General features: G+C 67.2%; 17 protein-coding genes and 1 pseudogene. 10 read left to right on the top strand and 8 right to left on the bottom strand.

Annotated elements, in window-relative coordinates:
* Window positions 1-498: MMPL family transporter (locus A5779_RS06245; RefSeq protein ID WP_131811585.1), on the top strand; the 498-nt coding region annotated here is incomplete at its 5' end.
* Here A5779_RS06245 and A5779_RS06240 read toward each other — a convergent pair.
* Window positions 495-1268, bottom strand: a complete 774-nt coding sequence (locus A5779_RS06240) for an ArsR/SmtB family transcription factor (RefSeq protein ID WP_064880025.1) — start codon at window positions 1266-1268, stop codon at window positions 495-497. The two genes, A5779_RS06245 and A5779_RS06240, sit on opposite strands and share 4 nt — an antisense overlap.
* Window positions 1269-1817: 549 nt before the next feature.
* Here A5779_RS06240 and A5779_RS06235 point away from each other — a divergent pair.
* Together A5779_RS06235 and yaaA are read left to right on the top strand one after the other, a co-directional pair.
* On the top strand, window positions 1818-2360 hold the full coding sequence (locus A5779_RS06235; protein ID WP_064879991.1) for a C40 family peptidase: 543 nt from the start codon (window positions 1818-1820) through the stop codon (window positions 2358-2360).
* 53 nt (window positions 2361-2413) lie between these two features.
* Window positions 2414-3160 carry a peroxide stress protein YaaA gene (yaaA, locus tag A5779_RS06230; protein WP_064879989.1) on the top strand — a complete coding sequence of 249 codons (747 nt, stop codon included), beginning with the start codon at window positions 2414-2416 and terminating at the stop codon, window positions 3158-3160.
* A gap of 3 nt (window positions 3161-3163) precedes the next feature.
* On the opposite strand, the gene A5779_RS06225 is transcribed toward yaaA, so the two are convergent.
* The 5 genes from A5779_RS06225 to A5779_RS06205 are packed head-to-tail and all read right to left on the bottom strand — an operon-like array spanning window position 3164 to window position 7711.
* A complete protein-coding gene (locus A5779_RS06225; protein WP_064879987.1) occupies window positions 3164-4081 on the bottom strand; it encodes a TauD/TfdA dioxygenase family protein in 918 nt (305 codons plus the stop codon).
* 30 nt (window positions 4082-4111) lie between these two features.
* Entirely contained in the window at window positions 4112-5182 is a 1071-nt protein-coding gene (locus A5779_RS06220; RefSeq protein ID WP_082941549.1) for a PhnD/SsuA/transferrin family substrate-binding protein, read from the bottom strand.
* Window positions 5172-5930, bottom strand: a complete 759-nt coding sequence (locus A5779_RS06215; protein WP_064879985.1) for an ABC transporter ATP-binding protein — start codon at window positions 5928-5930, stop codon at window positions 5172-5174. Before A5779_RS06215 ends, A5779_RS06220 begins: the two co-directional genes overlap by 11 nt.
* Window positions 5917-6780 (bottom strand): ABC transporter permease, encoded by an 864-nt coding sequence (locus A5779_RS06210; RefSeq protein WP_064879983.1) that lies wholly within the window; start codon window positions 6778-6780, stop codon window positions 5917-5919. The genes A5779_RS06215 and A5779_RS06210 overlap by 14 nt, the downstream gene beginning before the upstream one ends.
* A gap of 1 nt (window position 6781) precedes the next feature.
* Complete coding sequence (locus A5779_RS06205) at window positions 6782-7711, bottom strand: TauD/TfdA dioxygenase family protein (RefSeq protein ID WP_064880021.1); 930 nt, start codon at window positions 7709-7711, stop codon at window positions 6782-6784.
* A gap of 399 nt (window positions 7712-8110) precedes the next feature.
* Between A5779_RS06205 and A5779_RS06200 the strand changes: the two genes are divergently transcribed.
* From A5779_RS06200 to A5779_RS06170, 7 genes and pseudogenes are all read left to right on the top strand, one after another.
* Window positions 8111-8743 (top strand): hypothetical protein, encoded by a 633-nt coding sequence (locus tag A5779_RS06200; protein WP_236734661.1) that lies wholly within the window; start codon window positions 8111-8113, stop codon window positions 8741-8743.
* 43 nt (window positions 8744-8786) lie between these two features.
* On the top strand, window positions 8787-9008 hold the full coding sequence (locus tag A5779_RS06195) for a hypothetical protein (protein WP_055114366.1): 222 nt from the start codon (window positions 8787-8789) through the stop codon (window positions 9006-9008).
* A gap of 6 nt (window positions 9009-9014) precedes the next feature.
* A pseudogene (locus A5779_RS06190) lies at window positions 9015-10504 on the top strand (amidase).
* Between the two features lie 81 nt (window positions 10505-10585).
* Window positions 10586-11479, top strand: coding sequence for a fructose bisphosphate aldolase (locus A5779_RS06185; protein WP_064879981.1), 894 nt, complete (start codon window positions 10586-10588; stop codon window positions 11477-11479).
* 24 nt (window positions 11480-11503) lie between these two features.
* Window positions 11504-12418 (top strand): alpha/beta fold hydrolase, encoded by a 915-nt coding sequence (locus tag A5779_RS06180; RefSeq protein ID WP_064879979.1) that lies wholly within the window; start codon window positions 11504-11506, stop codon window positions 12416-12418.
* Between the two features lie 50 nt (window positions 12419-12468).
* A complete protein-coding gene (locus tag A5779_RS06175; RefSeq protein ID WP_064879977.1) occupies window positions 12469-13116 on the top strand; it encodes an MBL fold metallo-hydrolase in 648 nt (215 codons plus the stop codon).
* A gap of 90 nt (window positions 13117-13206) precedes the next feature.
* A complete protein-coding gene (locus A5779_RS06170; protein WP_064879975.1) occupies window positions 13207-14595 on the top strand; it encodes an FAD-dependent oxidoreductase in 1389 nt (462 codons plus the stop codon).
* A 7-nt stretch (window positions 14596-14602) separates the two neighbouring features.
* On the opposite strand, the gene A5779_RS06165 is transcribed toward A5779_RS06170, so the two are convergent.
* Together A5779_RS06165 and A5779_RS06160 are read right to left on the bottom strand one after the other, a co-directional pair.
* Window positions 14603-15871, bottom strand: a complete 1269-nt coding sequence (locus A5779_RS06165; protein ID WP_064879973.1) for a competence/damage-inducible protein A — start codon at window positions 15869-15871, stop codon at window positions 14603-14605.
* A gap of 35 nt (window positions 15872-15906) precedes the next feature.
* Window positions 15907-17127 carry an enhanced intracellular survival protein Eis gene (locus A5779_RS06160; RefSeq protein ID WP_269085836.1) on the bottom strand — a complete coding sequence of 407 codons (1221 nt, stop codon included), beginning with the start codon at window positions 17125-17127 and terminating at the stop codon, window positions 15907-15909.
* Window positions 17128-17193: the final 66 nt, after the last annotated feature.

Below are 17193 nucleotides of genomic sequence, written 5' to 3'. Positions count from 1 at the left end.
GCCGCGGTGATCGTCGGCACCGTGGTGCTGTCCCTCGGCGCCTCCTTCGGTCTGTCGGTGCTCATCTGGCAGCACCTGATCGGCCTGGAACTGCACTGGATGGTGCTCGCGATGGCGGTCATCGTGCTGTTGGCGGTGGGTGCGGACTACAACCTGCTACTGGTCTCCCGATTCAAAGAGGAGATCCACGCAGGTTTGAACACCGGCATCATCCGCGCCATGGGCGGCACCGGGTCGGTGGTCACCTCGGCAGGCCTGGTGTTCGCGTTCACCATGATGTCGATGGCAGTCAGCGAGCTCGCCGTGATCGGCCAGGTGGGCACCACCATCGGTTTGGGTCTGTTGTTCGACACCCTGGTCATCCGCTCCTTCATGACCCCGTCGATCGCAGCACTGATGGGCAAGTGGTTCTGGTGGCCGCAACGGGTGCGTCAGCGTCCCCTGCCGGCGCCGTGGCCCACTCCCGTCCAGCGCGACCCGCAGGACTCGCTGGTCTAATCGGCCTGCTCCAGTCCCGACTTCAAGCCGGACAGTTTGACCGGCCAGCCGTGCGAGATCATCTCTCGCACGGGGCCGGCCGGGTCGAAACCGTCGTGGACCACGGTGAGCTTCACCTGGTCCCCGACCGGTTCGATGTCGAACGACACCCGTGACCGGGGTTCGGCCGCCGCCTCGGCAAGAGTCTCCTCGCTGAGATCGGAGGCGACCTGTGTCAGTTCGGGCGTGAAGGTGTGGAATGTGAAGGCGAGCCGCTGATAGGGATCGGACTCGACGACGACCTGCTCTGGGTCGTCGATCCGCAGCCCGAATTCGACCCAGGTGTAGGTCGAACCCTTCTGCCACTCGGATTCGATGGCGTGTCCCATGTAGCTGTCGGAGAATGCCGGGTTGGTGAGCGCCTGCCACAGCCTCTCCGGTGTGGTGCGGATATAGGTGGTGTACACGAACTCGCCCGGAACAGCGGGGTGCTCCAAGACCGTCTTGAGGTCTTGCAGTGCCTCTGCCCTCGTGGAGTCGTAGCGGTCGATCCAGCGGTCGGCGATGGCATTGATCGGTTCGGGGTTGAGGTAGTGCAGTTTCTCCCGTCCTTGACGCAGCGTGGTGACGAGGTTGGCCGCCTCCAGCACCGCCAGATGCTTGCTGACCGACTGCCGAGCCATCGACAAGCCGCTACAGAGCTGCCGCAGGCTCTGTCCGTCGCTGTCGTTGAGGCTGTCGAGCAGCAGCCGCCGACTCGGGTCGGCCAGCGCTTTGAAGACCTCGTCCACCCTCGCCATCCCGTCACAGCCCGGGCGCCCGGACTTTCTCGGTCAATCATGCAGCCATTAGGCTGCATGTCAAGCGTCACCGGCGCCGGGGATCGCCGTCGCAACCGCGAATCGGAGCGCCCGATCAGGGCTCGCCAGCCACCATTCAACGGGGTGACGCCGTTGCCGGATTTACCGCGTCATGTCCATCCGCCCGTGTTCGCGTCCTCGGAGACGCTCGCCGCCGCCCAGGACACCCTCCGGCCACGCAGGTAGTCGTCCTAGGCCCGAAAAATCCCTACCATCAATGTAATTCGGCCTCTTCTTGCGCTGCGCAAGCCTTTGATCGACCCATCGCAGACCAGCACAAGCCCAGTGCCACAGCACTATTGGTGATTGTTTGACACGTCCACCGACCTCGGGCAAACACATTCCGCTGGCAACCGAATTGCACGCGCAGGCAACCGCACTCAATCCGGAGATGCGTGAAACAGTCCATATCAGGCACCCCTTGTGAACGGAGTCACATATTTTGCCCGGCTGAAAACGGCTCTGCTAGCGTCCCGCCGCATGTTTGCTATCGCGACGCTTATGGCGCTTGTCCAGCAGGTTTCGGGCACGCCGTACATCTCGGGTGGAGACTCGCCGGCCGGCACCGACTGCTCAGGGCTGGCTTCTTGGGTCAGCAATATGGCAACCGGCCGTCCCGTCTACGGCGACCGGTTCAACACCGGAAACCAGGAGCGTGCGCTCCTGGCCCGTGGCTTCAAGTACGGGACCCAGCCCGGCGCCCTGGTGATCGGCTGGAACGGCGGCCACACCGCCGTGACCCTGCCGGACGGCACGCCGGTGTCCTCGGGCGAGGGCGGCCACGGAGTCCGGATCGGTGGCGGCGGTGCCTACCAGCGCCAGTTCAGCCACCACATGTACCTGCCGATGGCGGCAGAAGCGCCGCAGGAGGCGCCTGCGGACGCACCGATGGACCCGTTCGCCCCGCCGCCTCCCGCCGAAGCGATCCCGCCTGCGGCTCCGATGGACGCGCCGATCGTGCTGGACGTTCCGCCCCCTCCGGCTCCTCCTGCGCCCGACGAGCCGGCCCCGATGGCCGTCTGACATCACACCGGTCGGTGGCCGGCCAACCGCGAGCATTCGGATAGCGTCTGGATGTGCTCGTGCTCCTGCCACCATCGGAGACCAAACGCACCGGCGGGGACGGCCCGCCGGTGCGTTTGGACATTCTGAGCTCGCCAGAGCTCACCCCGCTCCGCAAGTCACTGATCGACGAACTGGTCACCCTCGCCGCCGACCCACCGGCCTGCCGGAAAGCGCTGGGCATCTCCGCCGGCCAGGACGCCGAGATCGAACGCAACGCCGCACTCCGCCAGGCGCCGACGATGCCGGCCATCGAGCGATACACCGGGGTGCTCTACGACGCTCTCGACGTCGGGTCGCTCCGCGGCGCGGCCGTCGCACGAGCCCGCCAGCGGCTGGCCGTCGGATCCGCCCTGTTCGGCCTCCTGCGCGCCGATGATCCGGTGCCCGCCTACCGGCTGTCCGCCTCGTCCAAACTGCCCGGACAACCGGGCCTCGCCAAACGTTGGCGCCCGCTGCTGGAACCCGTCCTCGCCGATATCGCCGCAGGCGAGCTGGTCGTCGATCTGCGGTCCGGCTCCTACGCCGGTCTGGGCCGGATCCCCGGTGCGGTCCGCGTGCAGGTCCTCGCCGAACATGCCGACGGCCATCGCACCGTGGTCAGCCACTTCAACAAAGCCCACAAGGGCCACCTGGCTCGCGCTTTGGTCAGCTCCCGCAGCGAGCCCGACAGCGCCGCCGGCGTCGCGGCGGTCGCCCGCCGCGCCGGCATGCACGTGGAACGCGACGGCGATGAGCTGACCGTCGTGGTCCCGGCCTGACGTTCAGGCTGCGTCGAACGGCTCGCCGTCGAGGGCCTGCGATGGCCGGCCGTCGGGACCCTGGGGCACATCCCCGACCAACGTCACGCGATAGAGCCGACGGTCGTGCTCGCCCGTGAGATCCGACGGTGCCAGGTGCACGGTCGCGCGGTTGTCCCAGAACGCGATGCTGCCCGGCTCCCACTTGAACCGCACGGTGTACTCGGGACGCACCAACTCGTCGTAGAACAGGCCGAGCAGGCGGCGACTCTCGTGCGGTGACACGTCAACGATATGGCTGGTGAAACCCGGGTTGACGTAGAGCGCACGCTCCCCCGTCTCCGGGTGGACCCGCACCACCGGATGCTCGGTCAGCAGCGGACGGCGATTCACCCGGCGCTGATAGTCCTCGGTTGCGGTCGTGCCGTCCGGTGGTGCGAACCGGTGCACCGCCCGCAGTCCCTCGGCGAGCCGCTGCAGCGGTGCGGACAGTCCGGCGTAGGCCGCGACGGTGTTCGCCCACTGGGTGTCCCCGCCGTAGGGCGGGATCACCTCTGCCCGGAGTATCGATGCGGCAGGCGGATTCACCGCGGCGGTGACATCGGCATGCCAGTTGGCCTTGTCGTAACCGCGACTGCTGCCGTACCGGGCCTTGAACCGGTCGGCGAAAATCGGATAGATCGTCGGGTAGTCCGGATCCGGGATGGAATCGAACAGTGGATGCGCCGGGGTCGGAGAGCCGAAGGCGCCGGCCAACCGAAGGTGATCGTCGTGGCCGATGAACTGGTCGCGGAAGAACACCACCTTCCATTTGAGAAGTGCGGCACGGATTTCGGCGATGTGCTCATCGAGTAGCGGTGCGGTGAGATCGATTCCGTGGATCTCGGCACCGATCCAGCCGGATTGTGGCCGGACGCTCAGTGCGGATGCCAGTTGTGTCATCGGTGTTGCCCTCGATTCAATATGGAGCCGTTAGGATTTCAGCGATTTCGGTGTGACACCGTCGAGTTCGTTCTGCGCGGTGACGATGTCGTTGTAGCGACCGTCCACAAAGGGCGACACATCGACGCGGCCCTTGATCGTTCCGGTCTCGTGCAGACCGTCGGCGACGGTCTGGAACAACGCCGTGGACTGCTCGTCGATCGGGTAGTACGAGGCGATCCCGTCCTCTTCGTACAGCTTCTTGCCCTGCTCGAAGGTGATGCCCTGAACCTTGACGTAGTACTGGTCGACCCACTGGTCGGCGTGCGTGTCCTTCCAGTTGTTGGCTGCGACGGCGCGCCCGAGGTAGTCCCCGATCGCCGCCACCTTGGCGGGATCATCGAGCACATCGCGGCGCACGATCAGGGTCTGAATGCCGGTGTTGATGCCCTTGCCGTCACCGAGGATCGGCGGCTCACCCAATTGGTAGTACTGGTTGCCCAGCACGATGGCGGCATCGACCGCACCGGCGGCGAACGTCGGCACCACCTCTGCCCCAGCGAGTTCCACCGGCTGCACATCGGTTCGCAGGTCGAGGCCGTGGCGCTTGAGCAGCCCTGCGGTCACCATGTGGCGGCCCGACCCGGGCGGATAGGCGACCCGCTTGCCGCGCAGATCCTCGATGGTCCTGACCCCGCTGTCGGGGCGAGCCACCAGGTAGTAGCCACCGCTGGTACCCGGATTCGCCTGCAACCCGATGGTCACCAGGTCTGTGACGCCACTGTCCACCGCGATCGGTACCGGTGCCTCACCGATGGATCCGACGTCGGCCGCGCCCGACCGCAGTGCCTCGATGACCGCGGCGCCGCCGCTGAAATCAGCGAAATCCACCTCATAAGGTGTTCCCTGGCCGGCATTGGCCAGGTTCCACGGCAGCGACTGTGTCCCGTTCTGCTCGGCGACGACGAGCTTGGTGCCGGCCGGTACCTCGGTCTTGGCGGCGATCTTCACCGTATCGATGGCGCCGCCGGACTCGTCGTCGGACAACCCGCACGCGCTGAGCAACAGCGGAACCAACAACAATGCGGCGGACCGCAACCGAATTCGACGGTCAAATGGCATCTGATGATTCCTTGTCTTCGGATACGCCGAGTTCGGACAGCAACCGCTTTCGCAGCGCAGTGAATTCGTGGGTGTCACGGGCCCGGGGCTTGGGCACCGTGACGTCGACATCGAGAGAGATGACGCCGTCGGTCAGCACGATCACGCGGTCGGCGAGCAGGATCGCCTCATCGACGTCGTGGGTGACCAACAGGACCGCCGGGGTGTGTCGGCGGTACAGATCCATCAGCAGTCCGTGCATCCTGATCCGCGTGAGCGCGTCGAGTGCGCCGAACGGTTCGTCGAGCAGCAGCAGCTGCGGTTCACGCACCAGGGCCCGGGCCAGCGCAACCCGCTGCGACTCTCCGCCGGACAATGTGCGCGGCCACGCCTTCGCCTTGTCCGCCAGATTGACCTCGCGCAGCGCCGCCAGCGCGCGCTGTTGTACCGCGGCACCGGCGGGCAACCCGATCGTCACGTTCGCCAGCACCCGCTGCCACGGCAGTAATCGGGAATCCTGGAAGACGATCGCCCGCCGCCCGGGTACCCGCAGGTAGCCGTCCACGTCACTGTCGAGTGCGCCCAGTGCCCGCAGGAACGTGCTCTTGCCGGAACCACTTCGTCCGAGCAGGGCGACGAACTCGCCCGCCCGGATCTCCAGATCGAGACCGTCGATGATGACGTTGTCCCCGAAGCGCTTCCGGATGTCGCGGGCGATCACCACCGCCGCCGCGTCAACAGGGGCGGGCAGCGTGTCAGTCCCCGTCATAGGCCCGCCTCCAGGTGAGCAGCCGGCCTTCGAGGAAGCGGACCACCAGAATCGAGACAAGACCGAGAATCGCGTACACGGCGATCAACACGAAGACGATGTCGATCTGGAAGTACTCGCGGGCGTCGGTCATCATCCGGCCCAGACCCTTCTTGGCGTTGATCGTCTCGGCGAAGATCAACGACAACCAGGATGCCGTCAGCGCCAGCCGCAGGCCGACCAGGAATCCCGGAAGCGAGCCGGGAATGATGACTCGATAGATCATTTCGGCCCGGCCGGCACCGAACGATCGCGCCGCCTCAACCAGCGTGGCATCGACGCTGCGGATCGCGCTGAACGTGTTGATGTAGATCGCCACGGCAACGGCGAGTGTGATCAGCAGGATCTTCGGCAGCTCGCTGATGCCGAACCACACGATCAGCAGCGGCACCAGCGCGAAGTTCGGAACCGCGCGCAGCACTTCCATGTTGGCATCGACGAAGTTCTCCCCGATCCGGGACAGCCCGGAGATGAGGGCCAGCCCGAGGCCGAGCACGATACCGAACGCGAGGCCGTATCCGACGCGCAACAGACTGGCGGTCAGGTGCTCCTGAAAGGTCCCATCGGCGATCAGCGCCCACGCGGCACCGAGCACGCGCGTCGGCGGCGGCACGGTGCGCTCGTCGAAGATGCCGACCGTCGAGAGCAGTTGCCACAGTCCGACCAGCAGCGCCGGGCCCAGTAGCCGCTGCACCGAACGCGGCACCAGCGGTTTGCGCTGTGCCCGCCGGACCGCCGCCCGCGGGTCGACCAGTCCGCTGGGCGGGTCGGCATGCGCAACACCGGTCGGTCGCGACAGCAAGGTGGCCATATCAGGCAGCGCCGAAGTAGTCGCCCGAAATCGACTCCGAGGCAACACCATCGGGGCCCACCGGAACGTCGCCCACCAGGGTGATGCGGTGCAGCACCCGATCACCCTCGACATGTTCGAAGTCCCGCGGCGCCAGGTGCAGGGCGGCGCGGTTGTCCCAGAACGCCACACTGCCCGGCTCCCACCTGAACCGCACCGAGTACTCGGGCCGAGCGATCTCCTCGAACAACAGATCGAGCAGGTGCCTGCCCTCCCGGGGCGAGACATTGACGATCTCCCGGGTGAAGGACGGATTGACGTAGAGGACCTTCTCCCCGGTCTCCGGGTGCACCCGGACCACCGGGTGGACCGTCGCCAGTGGATTGCTGCGCACCAGATCACCGATCTTCTCGGTGCTGCGTTCGGCCGATGCCGTCGAACCGAATCGGTGCTCGGCACGCAGTTCGTCGACGAGCGCCTGCACCGACGGAGACAGACCCGCATACACCGCAGCCACATTGGCGAACTGAGTGTCACCCCCGTAACCGGGCACCTGCTCTGCTCGCAGGATCGAATGCGACGGCGGGTTGATCAGCGGCGTGACATCGGCGTGCCAACCCGGACCGTTGGGACTCTGCCGCTTGCGGTACCTGGTGCCGTAGCGATGGTCGTAGGCGGCCGGGGACACCGTATGTATCTGCGGGAATCCGGCTGGGGCAGAATCACCCTCGTAGGGATGGCCCGGGGTGACTTCGCCGAACTGGGCACCGAACGCGATCTGTGACGCGTGGTCGAGGTCCTGCTCGCGGAAGAACACCACCTTCCACCGGTGCAGGGCCTCGCGGATCGCGGCCACCTGTTCGGGCGGCAGTGGCACGGACAAATCGGCCCCGTCGATCAACGCTCCGGTGAATCCCGACAGCGGACTGATAGTGAGTCCCGTGGAAGACATGGCCACACTCCCCTCGAAAGCGGCTGCATACATCGGCTATTCGAAGCTAACGAGGATGCCCGCAGGGCCAACCGGTTTGAATCGACGTGACGGGAAGTGCCTTCGTGGAGCGGGTGACCGATTTGTCGTTGCCGGCTGCCGGCCGAGTTGATCATCCAAATCGCTTCTGCCTGCGGCGCACTGACTCTTTGCGAGGATATGACTGCGAATGTCACTGTTGCCGAGCTACTTTCAGCGCAGTGTCGACACAGGAGCACGACCGACCCACACCGCGAGCGGATTTCGGCCAATTCCCGGGTGTCACCCACAGCGCCCGGTCTCGTCGTGCACAATATGAGCTCGCGTCAGCGCCCGTCGCCTGTGCCACGCCCATCACACCGCCGTTACCCGGGAGCAAGCTTGGTCACCTTCCCAGTCTCCACACCGCATCCGCCGTATCAACAGGTTCGCCGTGGACGTCACCGGAAGGCGCCGCAACGACAGTGGCTGCCCGTCGGGATCGGGGTCGCGGCAGCAGCAGTGGTCAGCTCCATGCTCACCGCATTCGTCATCATCACCACGTTGGCTTCCAAATTCTCGGCCCGGGATTCGGTGTACGCCGTCGGCGCCAGAACATATGAGGTGAAACCGAACCGCCTACCGGAACCCGTCGCCACCGAACGGTCTGCCGCCGCTCCGGCCACCGCGGCGTTCGCCTCCGACGGATCCGGTTTCGTCGACTCCCAGGCGCGGTGCCGTGACACCCAGACCGCCAGGGCCATCGGGCGCACCGAAGGCTCACTCGTAGTGATCTGCCTGGACCGCACCGGACGCCTGGAATACCACGGTGTACGGCTTTCCGACCGGGCTGCCCTGGCGGCGTCGGCGGACCTCACACCGGGCCGCAAGTTCGTCGCACGCAACTTCCAGGCGAACTACGCAGTCTCACCGACCGAGTTGCTGGTCACCTCGGGAAGCGCGGTCCTCAAACGCGAACCGATGGTCGAGTACCGCGAGATCCTGTCCACGCCGGTGGTCGTCGCGCCGCGATAACCGCGCTAAGCTGGCCGCTCATCGGCCGTGCGGCGGGAGATCGATGTCCACTTTCTGGCGGTACGTCCGCATCCAGGTCATGGTGTTCGTCTTCGGTATCGTCGGGCCGATCTTCCTCATCGTTTACTTTGCCGCGCAACCCGATCCGACACTCAAGTGGATGTATTTCGTGGGCCTGATCCTGACCGGGGCCGAGGTGCTCATCGCGCTCGAGCTGACCCGTCGCAGTACGCCGTCGGACACCACCGTCGAACTCCTGGAGTGAGGTGACATGGATTCCTCGTCGGCATTCGAACTTGCGGCCACCGATGCCATCGGGCAGGCGGCACTCGCCGCCTCTGGTGAGGTCAGTGCCGTCGAGTTACTCGAGGCTGCGATCATCCGAGTCGAGGCGACGCGCACCCTGAACGCCGTGATCACCGACCTGTTCGACCGGGGGCGGGCCCAAGCCGCAGCACTCGACGAGTCCGGCGTACTGCGCAACGAGCAGGCCGGGCCGCTGGCCGGGGTGCCGTTCCTGCTCAAGGATCTGGGTGCCGCGCTGGCCGGTGCCCGCGAGGCGATGGGCTCGCGGGCGTTGCGCGACCATGTCGCAACCGAAAACGCGTGGACGGTGGACCGCTACCTGGACGCGGGCCTGGTCGTGTTCGGCAAGACCAACACCCCGGAGTGGGGCAACCACTGCACCACCGAACCGTTGTTGTTCGGTCCCACGGTCAACCCGTGGTCCCCCACAGTCACCCCCGGTGGGTCCAGCGGAGGTTCAGCCGCAGCCGTGGCCGCCGGCGTGGTGCCCGCTGCCTCGGGCGGGGACGGCACCGGTTCCATCCGGGTGCCCGCCTCCTGCTGCGGTGTCGTCGGCCTCAAGCCGCGGCGCGGGCGATCGTCCTTCGCCCCCGATGGTGGCCACGCCTCGAAGGCCTCGTGAACGGCCACGCCCTCACCCGCACGGTGCGCGACAGCGCGGCTCTGCTCGACGTCATCGCCGGCGCCGCACCCGGTGATCCGTACAGCGCCGCGGCTCCCGCCGTCCCCTTCCTTCAGGCGACCGCGCAGACCCCGTCGGCACAGCGCATCCTGATCGCCACCTCGTCACCGTTTCCCACCGACCGGATCGACCCGGAGGTGGTGGCTGCGGTCGAAGCGACCGGCCGTCTGCTGGAAAGCCTCGGACACCACCTCACTCCCGGGGCCCCGACGATCGATCCGGATGCCGTCGCCGACGCCATCGCGGTGCTGCACACCGTCAGCAACGCAGAACTACATGCCCTGGCCGCCGACCACCTGGGGCGAGCACCCCTCGAGGACGAATTCGAGCCGAGCACCTGGGTGATGATCCGGGAGGGCTTCACCACCACGGGACTGGCGTACGCGAACGCGATCTCGGCCATCCACGCTCAGACCCGCCGTTTCGCCCGGGAAATGGCCGGTCACGACGTGCTGCTGGTGCCGACGCTGCTGACCGGTCCGCCGCCGTACGGGCTGCTGAATCAGCCCCGGGGCACCACCCGGGCCTTCTTCGACGTCGAGTTCGCCACCACCGGTTGGACCGCCTTGGCCAACGTCACCGGTTGGGCCGCGATTTCGCTGCCGCTGGGCCAGACCGCCGAGGGCCTGCCGATCGGCGTGCAGCTGCTGGCACCCGACGAAACAGTGCTGCTCAGCCTGGCCGGCCAACTCGAGCAGGCGGCCCCGTGGGCCGGCCGTACCCCGCCCCGATGGGTGGGCGCTACTGCTGTGAGCTGGCCGCCTATCCTCTGAGTCGAACTGTGCGCCACTGTGGTGTGCGCCTCAGCAGCACAACTACATCAGGACACCGTCTTCAAAGGAGTAGACAACCTCATGGTGAACCAGCAGCAGGCCGACAAGATGACCACGGGCAAGGGCTTCATCGCCGCGCTCGACCAGAGCGGTGGATCCACCCCCAAGGCGCTGCGTCTCTACGGGGTCGAGGAAAGCGCCTACTCCTCCGAAGAGGAGATGTTCGACCTGATCCACCAGATGCGGTCACGCATCATCACCTCCCCGGTGTTCAACGGTGACCGCTTGCTCGCCGCGATCCTGTTCGAGCAGACCATGGACCGCTCCATCGAGGGCAAGCCCACAGCCACCTACCTGTGGGAGGACAAGGGCGTGGTGCCGCTGCTCAAGATCGACAAGGGCCTGGCCGACGTCGAGAACGGCGTACAGGTGATGAAGCCGATGCCCGGCCTGGACGATCTGCTCGCCCGCGCGGCCAAGGGTGGCATCTTCGGCACCAAGGAGCGTTCGGTGATCGGCGCGGCCGACGCCGACGGCATCGCCGCCGTGGTCGCCCAGCAGTTCGAGGTGGCCAAGCAGGTGCTGTCGCACGGGCTGATCCCGATCATCGAACCCGAGGTCACCATCTCGATCTCCGACAAGGCCGAGGCCGAGGACCTGCTCCGCGACGAGATCACCAAGAACCTCGACGCGCTGCCCGCCGACCAGAAGGTCATGCTCAAGCTGACGCTGCCGACTCAGGCCAACCACTACCAGTCGCTGGTCGAACATCCCAAGGTGATGCGGGTCGTGGCGCTGTCCGGCGGCTACTCGCGCGATGACGCCAACAAGATGCTGGCCGAGAACACCGGCGTGATCGCGAGCTTCAGCCGCGCGCTCACCGAGGGGCTGTCGGCGCAGCAGAGCGACGACGAGTTCAACGCCACGTTGGACAAGTCCATCCAGTCGATCTACGACGCCTCGGTCGCGGGCTAGACGCGGACCCGGCGAGGCACACAGATGGTCATCCCGATCGATCGCCCCAAACTGGAGGGCAATGTCGCCGTCGGCGACGGCCGTCAGCTCGGCTTCGCCGAATTCGGTGACCCGCAGGGCCGTGCGGTCTTCTGGCTGCACGGCACCCCGGGAGCGCGTAGGCAGATCCCGACCGAGGCCCGGATCTACGCCGAACGCAACCACATCCGGTTGATCGGGGTGGACCGGCCCGGCATCGGATCGTCGACACCGCACCAGTACGACCGCGTGCTGGATTTCGGTGAGGACCTGCACATCATCGCCGACACCCTCGGCATCGACAAGATGGCCGTCATCGGGCTGTCCGGTGGTGGTCCCTACACGCTGGCCACCGCGGCCGCCATGCCTGACCGGGTGGTGGCGGCCGGGGTGCTCGGCGGCGTGGCGCCGATGATCGGCCCCGACGCGATCAGCAGTCCGCTGATGCAGCTCGGCGCTGCGGTCGCACCCATCCTGGAGGTGGCCGGTGCGCCGATCCGGTTGGCCGCCTCCGGACTGATCCGGCTGATCCGTCCGGTCGCCTCCCCCGCCCTGGAGATCTACGCCCGGATCTCCCCCGAGGGCGATCGGCGCATGCTGAGCCGGCCGGAGTTCAAGGCCATGTTCCTCGACGACCTGCTCAACGGCAGCCGCAAGCAACTGGCCGCCCCGTTCTACGACATCGTGGTGTTCGAGCGGGACTGGGGTTTCCGGCTCGACGAGGTCAAGGTTCCGGTGCGCTGGTGGCACGGCGACCATGACCACATCGTGCCGTTCGCGCACGGCCAACACGTGGTCTCCCGGTTGCCCGACGCGGTGATGACCGAGCTGCCCTATGAGAGCCACCTCGGTGGTCTGGGCTGCGCCGAGGAGATCATGGGCACCATGATCACGATGTGGGACAAGGCGAGCACCGACTGAGAGCCCGTCGGGGTTGACCTCAACCATTGTTTAGGGTCGAGGCTGTCGTCATGGCTACCTCGATGACCCGCGTCCGAACCGATCTGTGGGAAACGCGCACGGACACACCGTTTCCCGGATTGACCACCCACGCCTATCTGTGGACACCCGCCGGGCACAACGCACTGTTCTACTGCCCGGCCACTGACGCCGACTTCGCCGCGCTGGACACGCTCGGCGGGGTCGACGACCACTACCTCTCCCACCAGGACGAGGCGGGACCGATGCTTGCCCGCGTCGCCGCGCGGTTCGGTTCAAGGTTGCATGCGCCCGCCGCCGAACGCGAGACGATCGGGCGGCACAGCCCGATCGACGTCCCGCTGGGATCCCGCCACATCGACGACCGCGGTGTCGAGGTGATCCCCACCCCCGGGCACACTCCCGGCAGCACGAGCTATCTGGTCGAGGGCGCCCAGGGCCGGTACCTGTTCACCGGGGACACCATGTTCGTCGCCGGCGACGGTCGATGGTCGACGTTCGTGATCCCCGGCGTCGGTGACTCCGCAGCCATGGCGGACAGCCTGAATCTGCTGGCGAGCCTGCAACCCGATGTCGTCATCTCCAGCGCGTTCGGGGCGCGGGCGGTCACTGTCCTCGACGAGGGAGCCTGGCCGGCATGCGTCGAGCAGGCGCGGCGCTCGATACCGGTAACCAGCTGACGTTCGAGTAGCGCACTACTCTAGGCCCGGCTCCGGCCCGCTTCGATACTTCGAACAACTGGTGATGTGCCAGCGGTCCGGAGGTCGGCAATGGCAACGATCGGCAAACACGCGGTGGTGCTGGGTGCGAGCATGGGCGGGCTGTTGGCAGCCCGGGTGCTGGCCGAGTTCTTCGAGACGGTCACCCTCGTGGAGCGCGACGTACTCCCCGCCGGTCCGGCCCAGCGGCGCGGGGTGCCGCAGGGCCGGCATGCCCACGGACTGCTCAGCGGTGGGCTCCGGACACTGGAGAAACTCTTTCCCGGCCTCCCCGAAGACCTGGCCGCCGACGGCGCGACGGTGCTGGGCGGGGAGAACCTGTCCCTCATCTCGCTGACATTCAACGGCCACAAGCTCAATCTCAGCCGGGCACCGGAGCAACCGATCGATTCCTATCTGGCCAGCCGACCGTTCCTGGAAGCACATGTGCGAGACCGGGTACGCGCCATCGACAACGTCGACATCCTCGACGGGCATGACGCGGTCGAGCTGCTGATGACCGGCACCCGGCGGGTGACGGGCGTCCTGGTGGCCGGCCACGACGGTGGTACCGGCAAGGCGATAGCCGCCGATCTGATCGTCGACGCGATGGGACGCGCCGGCCGGACCCCGGCGTTCCTCGAAAGTGCGGGATTCGGGCGACCGGCCGAATCCCGGGTCGAGGTGAAGGTCGCTTACTCCAGCCAACTGTTGCGCTTGACCGGCAGCGCGCCCCGCGATCGGCTCATCCTGGTCGGCGCCGTACCTGAAAGACCTTACGGTGGTTCATTGTTCGCCTACGAAGATGACACCTGGATGCTCACCACGGCGGGGATGAACGGTCATGAACCACCGTCCGATCTGGCCGGCATGATCGACTTCGTCGAGGATCTGTTCCCAGCCGACGCGATCGCGGCCCTGCGCGGCGCCCAACCGCTGGAGCCGGTGGCCACCTTCCGTTATCCCGCGAGCGTGCGTAGACGGTACGAGCGCATGACCCGTTTCCCCGATGGCCTCCTGGTGTTCGGCGACGCCATCTGCAGCTTCAATCCGGTGTACGGACAAGGGATGTCGGTGGCCGCACTGGAGGCGCTGGCGCTGCGCGACTGCCTGTCCCGAGGTGCCGATGATCTGGGACCCCGGTTCCTGCGCGCGGCCGCCGACTGCCTCGACACGGCCTGGCAGATGGCGAGCGGCGCCGACCTGGCGCTGCCACAGATACCCGGCCACCGCCCGGTCTCGGTACGGGTGTCCAACTGGTACACCCGGCACGTGCTCGCGGCGGCCGAGTCCGATCCAGTGGTGACCGAGGCGTTCTTCCGGGTGATGAACCTGATCGATCCACCCAGCAGACTGCTGCACCCGTCAATGTTGGCGCGGGTGGTGGCCCGCGGCGCCCCGCGTCGGCTCCGGGGGGTGCGGGCCGCCCCCGCGGCAACCCCGGTGGCGGCCGGCGCCTGAGGACAGGTCAGTCGCCGACTCCCGTGAGCGCCCGGCGCAGCAGGTGCATCGCGACCGTGGTGGCCCGCTCCCGGATGTCGGAACGGTTGCCGGGTAGCCGCAGCGTGCGGGTGACCGAAACCGAGCCGGCCCGCACCGCGAAACACACGGTACCGACCGGCTTTTCCGGGGTACCGCCGTCCGGGCCGGCGATCCCGCTGATGGCCACCGCGGTATCGGCACCGAAATGGTGCAGCGCGCCGGTGACCATGGATTCGACCACCGGTTCCGACACCGCGCCGTACTCGGCGATCAGCACCGGGTCCACGTTCAACAGTTCGGCCTTGGCCTCGTTCGAATAGCTGACCACTCCGCCGGCGAAGTAATCCGAACAGCCGGGGATGTCGGCCAACCGGGCGGCCAGTAATCCGGCGGTGCAGGATTCCGCGGTGGCGATCCGGTGACCGGCCAGCAGGGCGGCCACCTGCTGGTCCACCGTCGCGCCGTCCTCGGAGTACAGCGCGGCACCGTGCCGGTCCCGCAGCAGGGCCAGCAGCGCCTGGTAGGCGCCGGTGGCGTCGGGTTCGTAGCGGGTGACGATCTCGAGTTCGCCGCGGCGCAGGCACGTCGTGATCTCCAGCGCGTCGAAGCCCGAGACGGATCTCTCGGCGTCACGCAGGGTCTCGGCCAGGCCGGATTCGGCGAGGCCGAACATCCGAATCATTTCCTGCCGGTACTCGGTCCGCCCCGAAATCGCTTGTTGCACAGCCTCGGTCGCGACAGCGGTATGCCACATCGGTTGCAGCTCGCGCGGCGGGCCGGGCAGTACCACCACCGTCGGACTGCCCGGAACCACCACACCGGGGGCGGTGCCGACGGGCGCCAGGACCTCCGCGCCCAACGGCACCATGGCCTGCTTGCGGTTGGCGGCGCGCACCGAGTCGAAATCCACTCCGGGCCGGTCACCGATCAACTTGCGCAGGATGGCGGCGATCCGCTCCTCCATCGCCTCGTCGAGCACGAGTTCGCGACCGCAGAACTCGGCCACCGTCGCCACGGTGAGGTCGTCGGCGGTCGGTCCGAGTCCGCCGCTCGTCACGATCAGGTCCACGCCCTCGTCGGCGAGGAACCGCAATTGTGCCGCGATGTCGCGGGGCCGGTCACCGCAGATGGTGATGTGTGCGAGTTCCACCCCGAGCTCGAGAAGCTGATCGGCCAGCCACGGACCGTTGCGGTCGGCAATCCTGCCGGTGAGAACTTCGGTTCCGGTTACGACGATGCCTGCGCGTGTGCTCACCCCGTGAACACTACGCAGCACGTGTCGGACACGGCCTAGAAGCTGTAGCCCAGCTCGGCCGGAACTTCACTCGCGAAAGCCGCACCGAGCCGCTGCACCAGGGCTGAGTCCTTGCTGCGCAATCGGTTTGCGGCAACGAGCGCTTCCGGACGATGTGCGCCGAGATAGAGACTTCCGAGCACGTCGAGGTCGAGTTCGACGTCCGCCGGCGCGTCAGTGGGCGTACACCGTGCGCGGCCGTCGCGAACCTGCAGGGCGAAGCGTCCGCCGTCGCCGCGGAAACCGTCCGCGACCTCCAGGACGACGTCGAGGTCGGCTTGATACCGCCGCGCCTCGAGGGCCACCGGGATGTTCATGATCCTGATCCACAGGTCGTCACTGCTCGAGGTCACGCGGGCCAGCCGTGGATTGGTCAGCAGGTAGGGCAACGGATCGCCGGGGTGAGTCCAGGTGCTCACCTTCTCCATGAGGTCCATCCCGAGCAGGGCCCGCCACAGGGCGATGTAGGCGTCGGTGGTCACCGCGGTCACTTCGCGGACGCGCAGCGTCCGTGATTCCTCGCCGTGAACGCGATACAGCGCGTAGCCGTCGGGGTGCAGGAACGCGAACCATGCCGAACCGCCCTCGCGGGTGTCCTCCCGGTCGGCGAGCACGTCGTCCCACAGCGCCGTCGTACACGCCAGCCCGCCCGGGGTCTGCCGCCGCCAGCGGTCGTAGATCGCGGAGAAGTCGTCGCGGTGCTCGGCGGGTTTGACCATGCGGACGCCACCGGGGTCGGGGACGGAGGCATGGAACTCGGCGAACCTGCGGTCGACGGTCATCAGGTGCACGGTGGTGGCCGGACCGTAACCGAATCGGCCGTAGATTCCACCCTCACTGGCGGTGAGTGCAGCGATCGGATATTGCGCCTCCGCGATCCGCTGGTGCAGTTCGGTGTACATCGAGCGCAGGATGCCGCGGCGTCGATGGGTGGGAGCGACGGCCACATAGCTGATTCCCGCCGCGGGCAGCGTTGCGCCGCCCGGAACGGTCAGGGTGAGGTCGAGGAAGATCGACTGTCCGACGATGTCGCCATCGCCGTCCCGCGCCACGACGCCACCGTCGGCCGGCACCAGCTCGCGCCATGCCGCCATCGAATCGGGGTGGTTGACCTCACCGAACGCGGTGTTGCCGAGCAGCGCCATGCCCGCCCAGTCAGCGTCGGTGATGCTCTGTATCGCGAGCGGTGTTGTCGAGGGTGCCACGTTGTCGATCACAGAATCCGACAGTGCCACACCGTCACCGGCGGGGGCGACCGATTTTCCGGCCGCCCGGTCGGGACG

This window comes from Mycolicibacterium peregrinum, assembly GCF_001665625.1.
Taxonomy (GTDB): Bacteria; Actinomycetota; Actinomycetes; order Mycobacteriales; family Mycobacteriaceae; genus Mycobacterium; species Mycobacterium peregrinum_B.
This window is presented reverse-complemented; position numbering and strand designations above follow the sequence as displayed.

Bases quoted from the DNA above. Each gene is read 5' to 3' on its own strand.
- A5779_RS06235 (WP_064879991.1), top strand. From the start codon at position 1,818: ATGTTTGCTATCGCGACGCTTATGGCGCTTGTCCAGCAGGTTTCGGGC.
- A5779_RS06225 (WP_064879987.1), bottom strand. From the start codon at position 4,081: ATGACACAACTGGCATCCGCACTGAGCGTCCGGCCACAATCCGGCTGG.
- A5779_RS06220 (WP_082941549.1), bottom strand. From the start codon at position 5,182: ATGCCATTTGACCGTCGAATTCGGTTGCGGTCCGCCGCATTGTTGTTG.
- A5779_RS06215 (WP_064879985.1), bottom strand. From the start codon at position 5,930: ATGACGGGGACTGACACGCTGCCCGCCCCTGTTGACGCGGCGGCGGTG.
- A5779_RS06210 (WP_064879983.1), bottom strand. From the start codon at position 6,780: ATGGCCACCTTGCTGTCGCGACCGACCGGTGTTGCGCATGCCGACCCG.
- A5779_RS06205 (WP_064880021.1), bottom strand. From the start codon at position 7,711: ATGTCTTCCACGGGACTCACTATCAGTCCGCTGTCGGGATTCACCGGA.
- A5779_RS06195 (WP_055114366.1), top strand. From the start codon at position 8,787: ATGTCCACTTTCTGGCGGTACGTCCGCATCCAGGTCATGGTGTTCGTC.
- A5779_RS06185 (WP_064879981.1), top strand. From the start codon at position 10,586: ATGGTGAACCAGCAGCAGGCCGACAAGATGACCACGGGCAAGGGCTTC.
- A5779_RS06180 (WP_064879979.1), top strand. From the start codon at position 11,504: ATGGTCATCCCGATCGATCGCCCCAAACTGGAGGGCAATGTCGCCGTC.
- A5779_RS06175 (WP_064879977.1), top strand. From the start codon at position 12,469: ATGGCTACCTCGATGACCCGCGTCCGAACCGATCTGTGGGAAACGCGC.
- A5779_RS06170 (WP_064879975.1), top strand. From the start codon at position 13,207: ATGGCAACGATCGGCAAACACGCGGTGGTGCTGGGTGCGAGCATGGGC.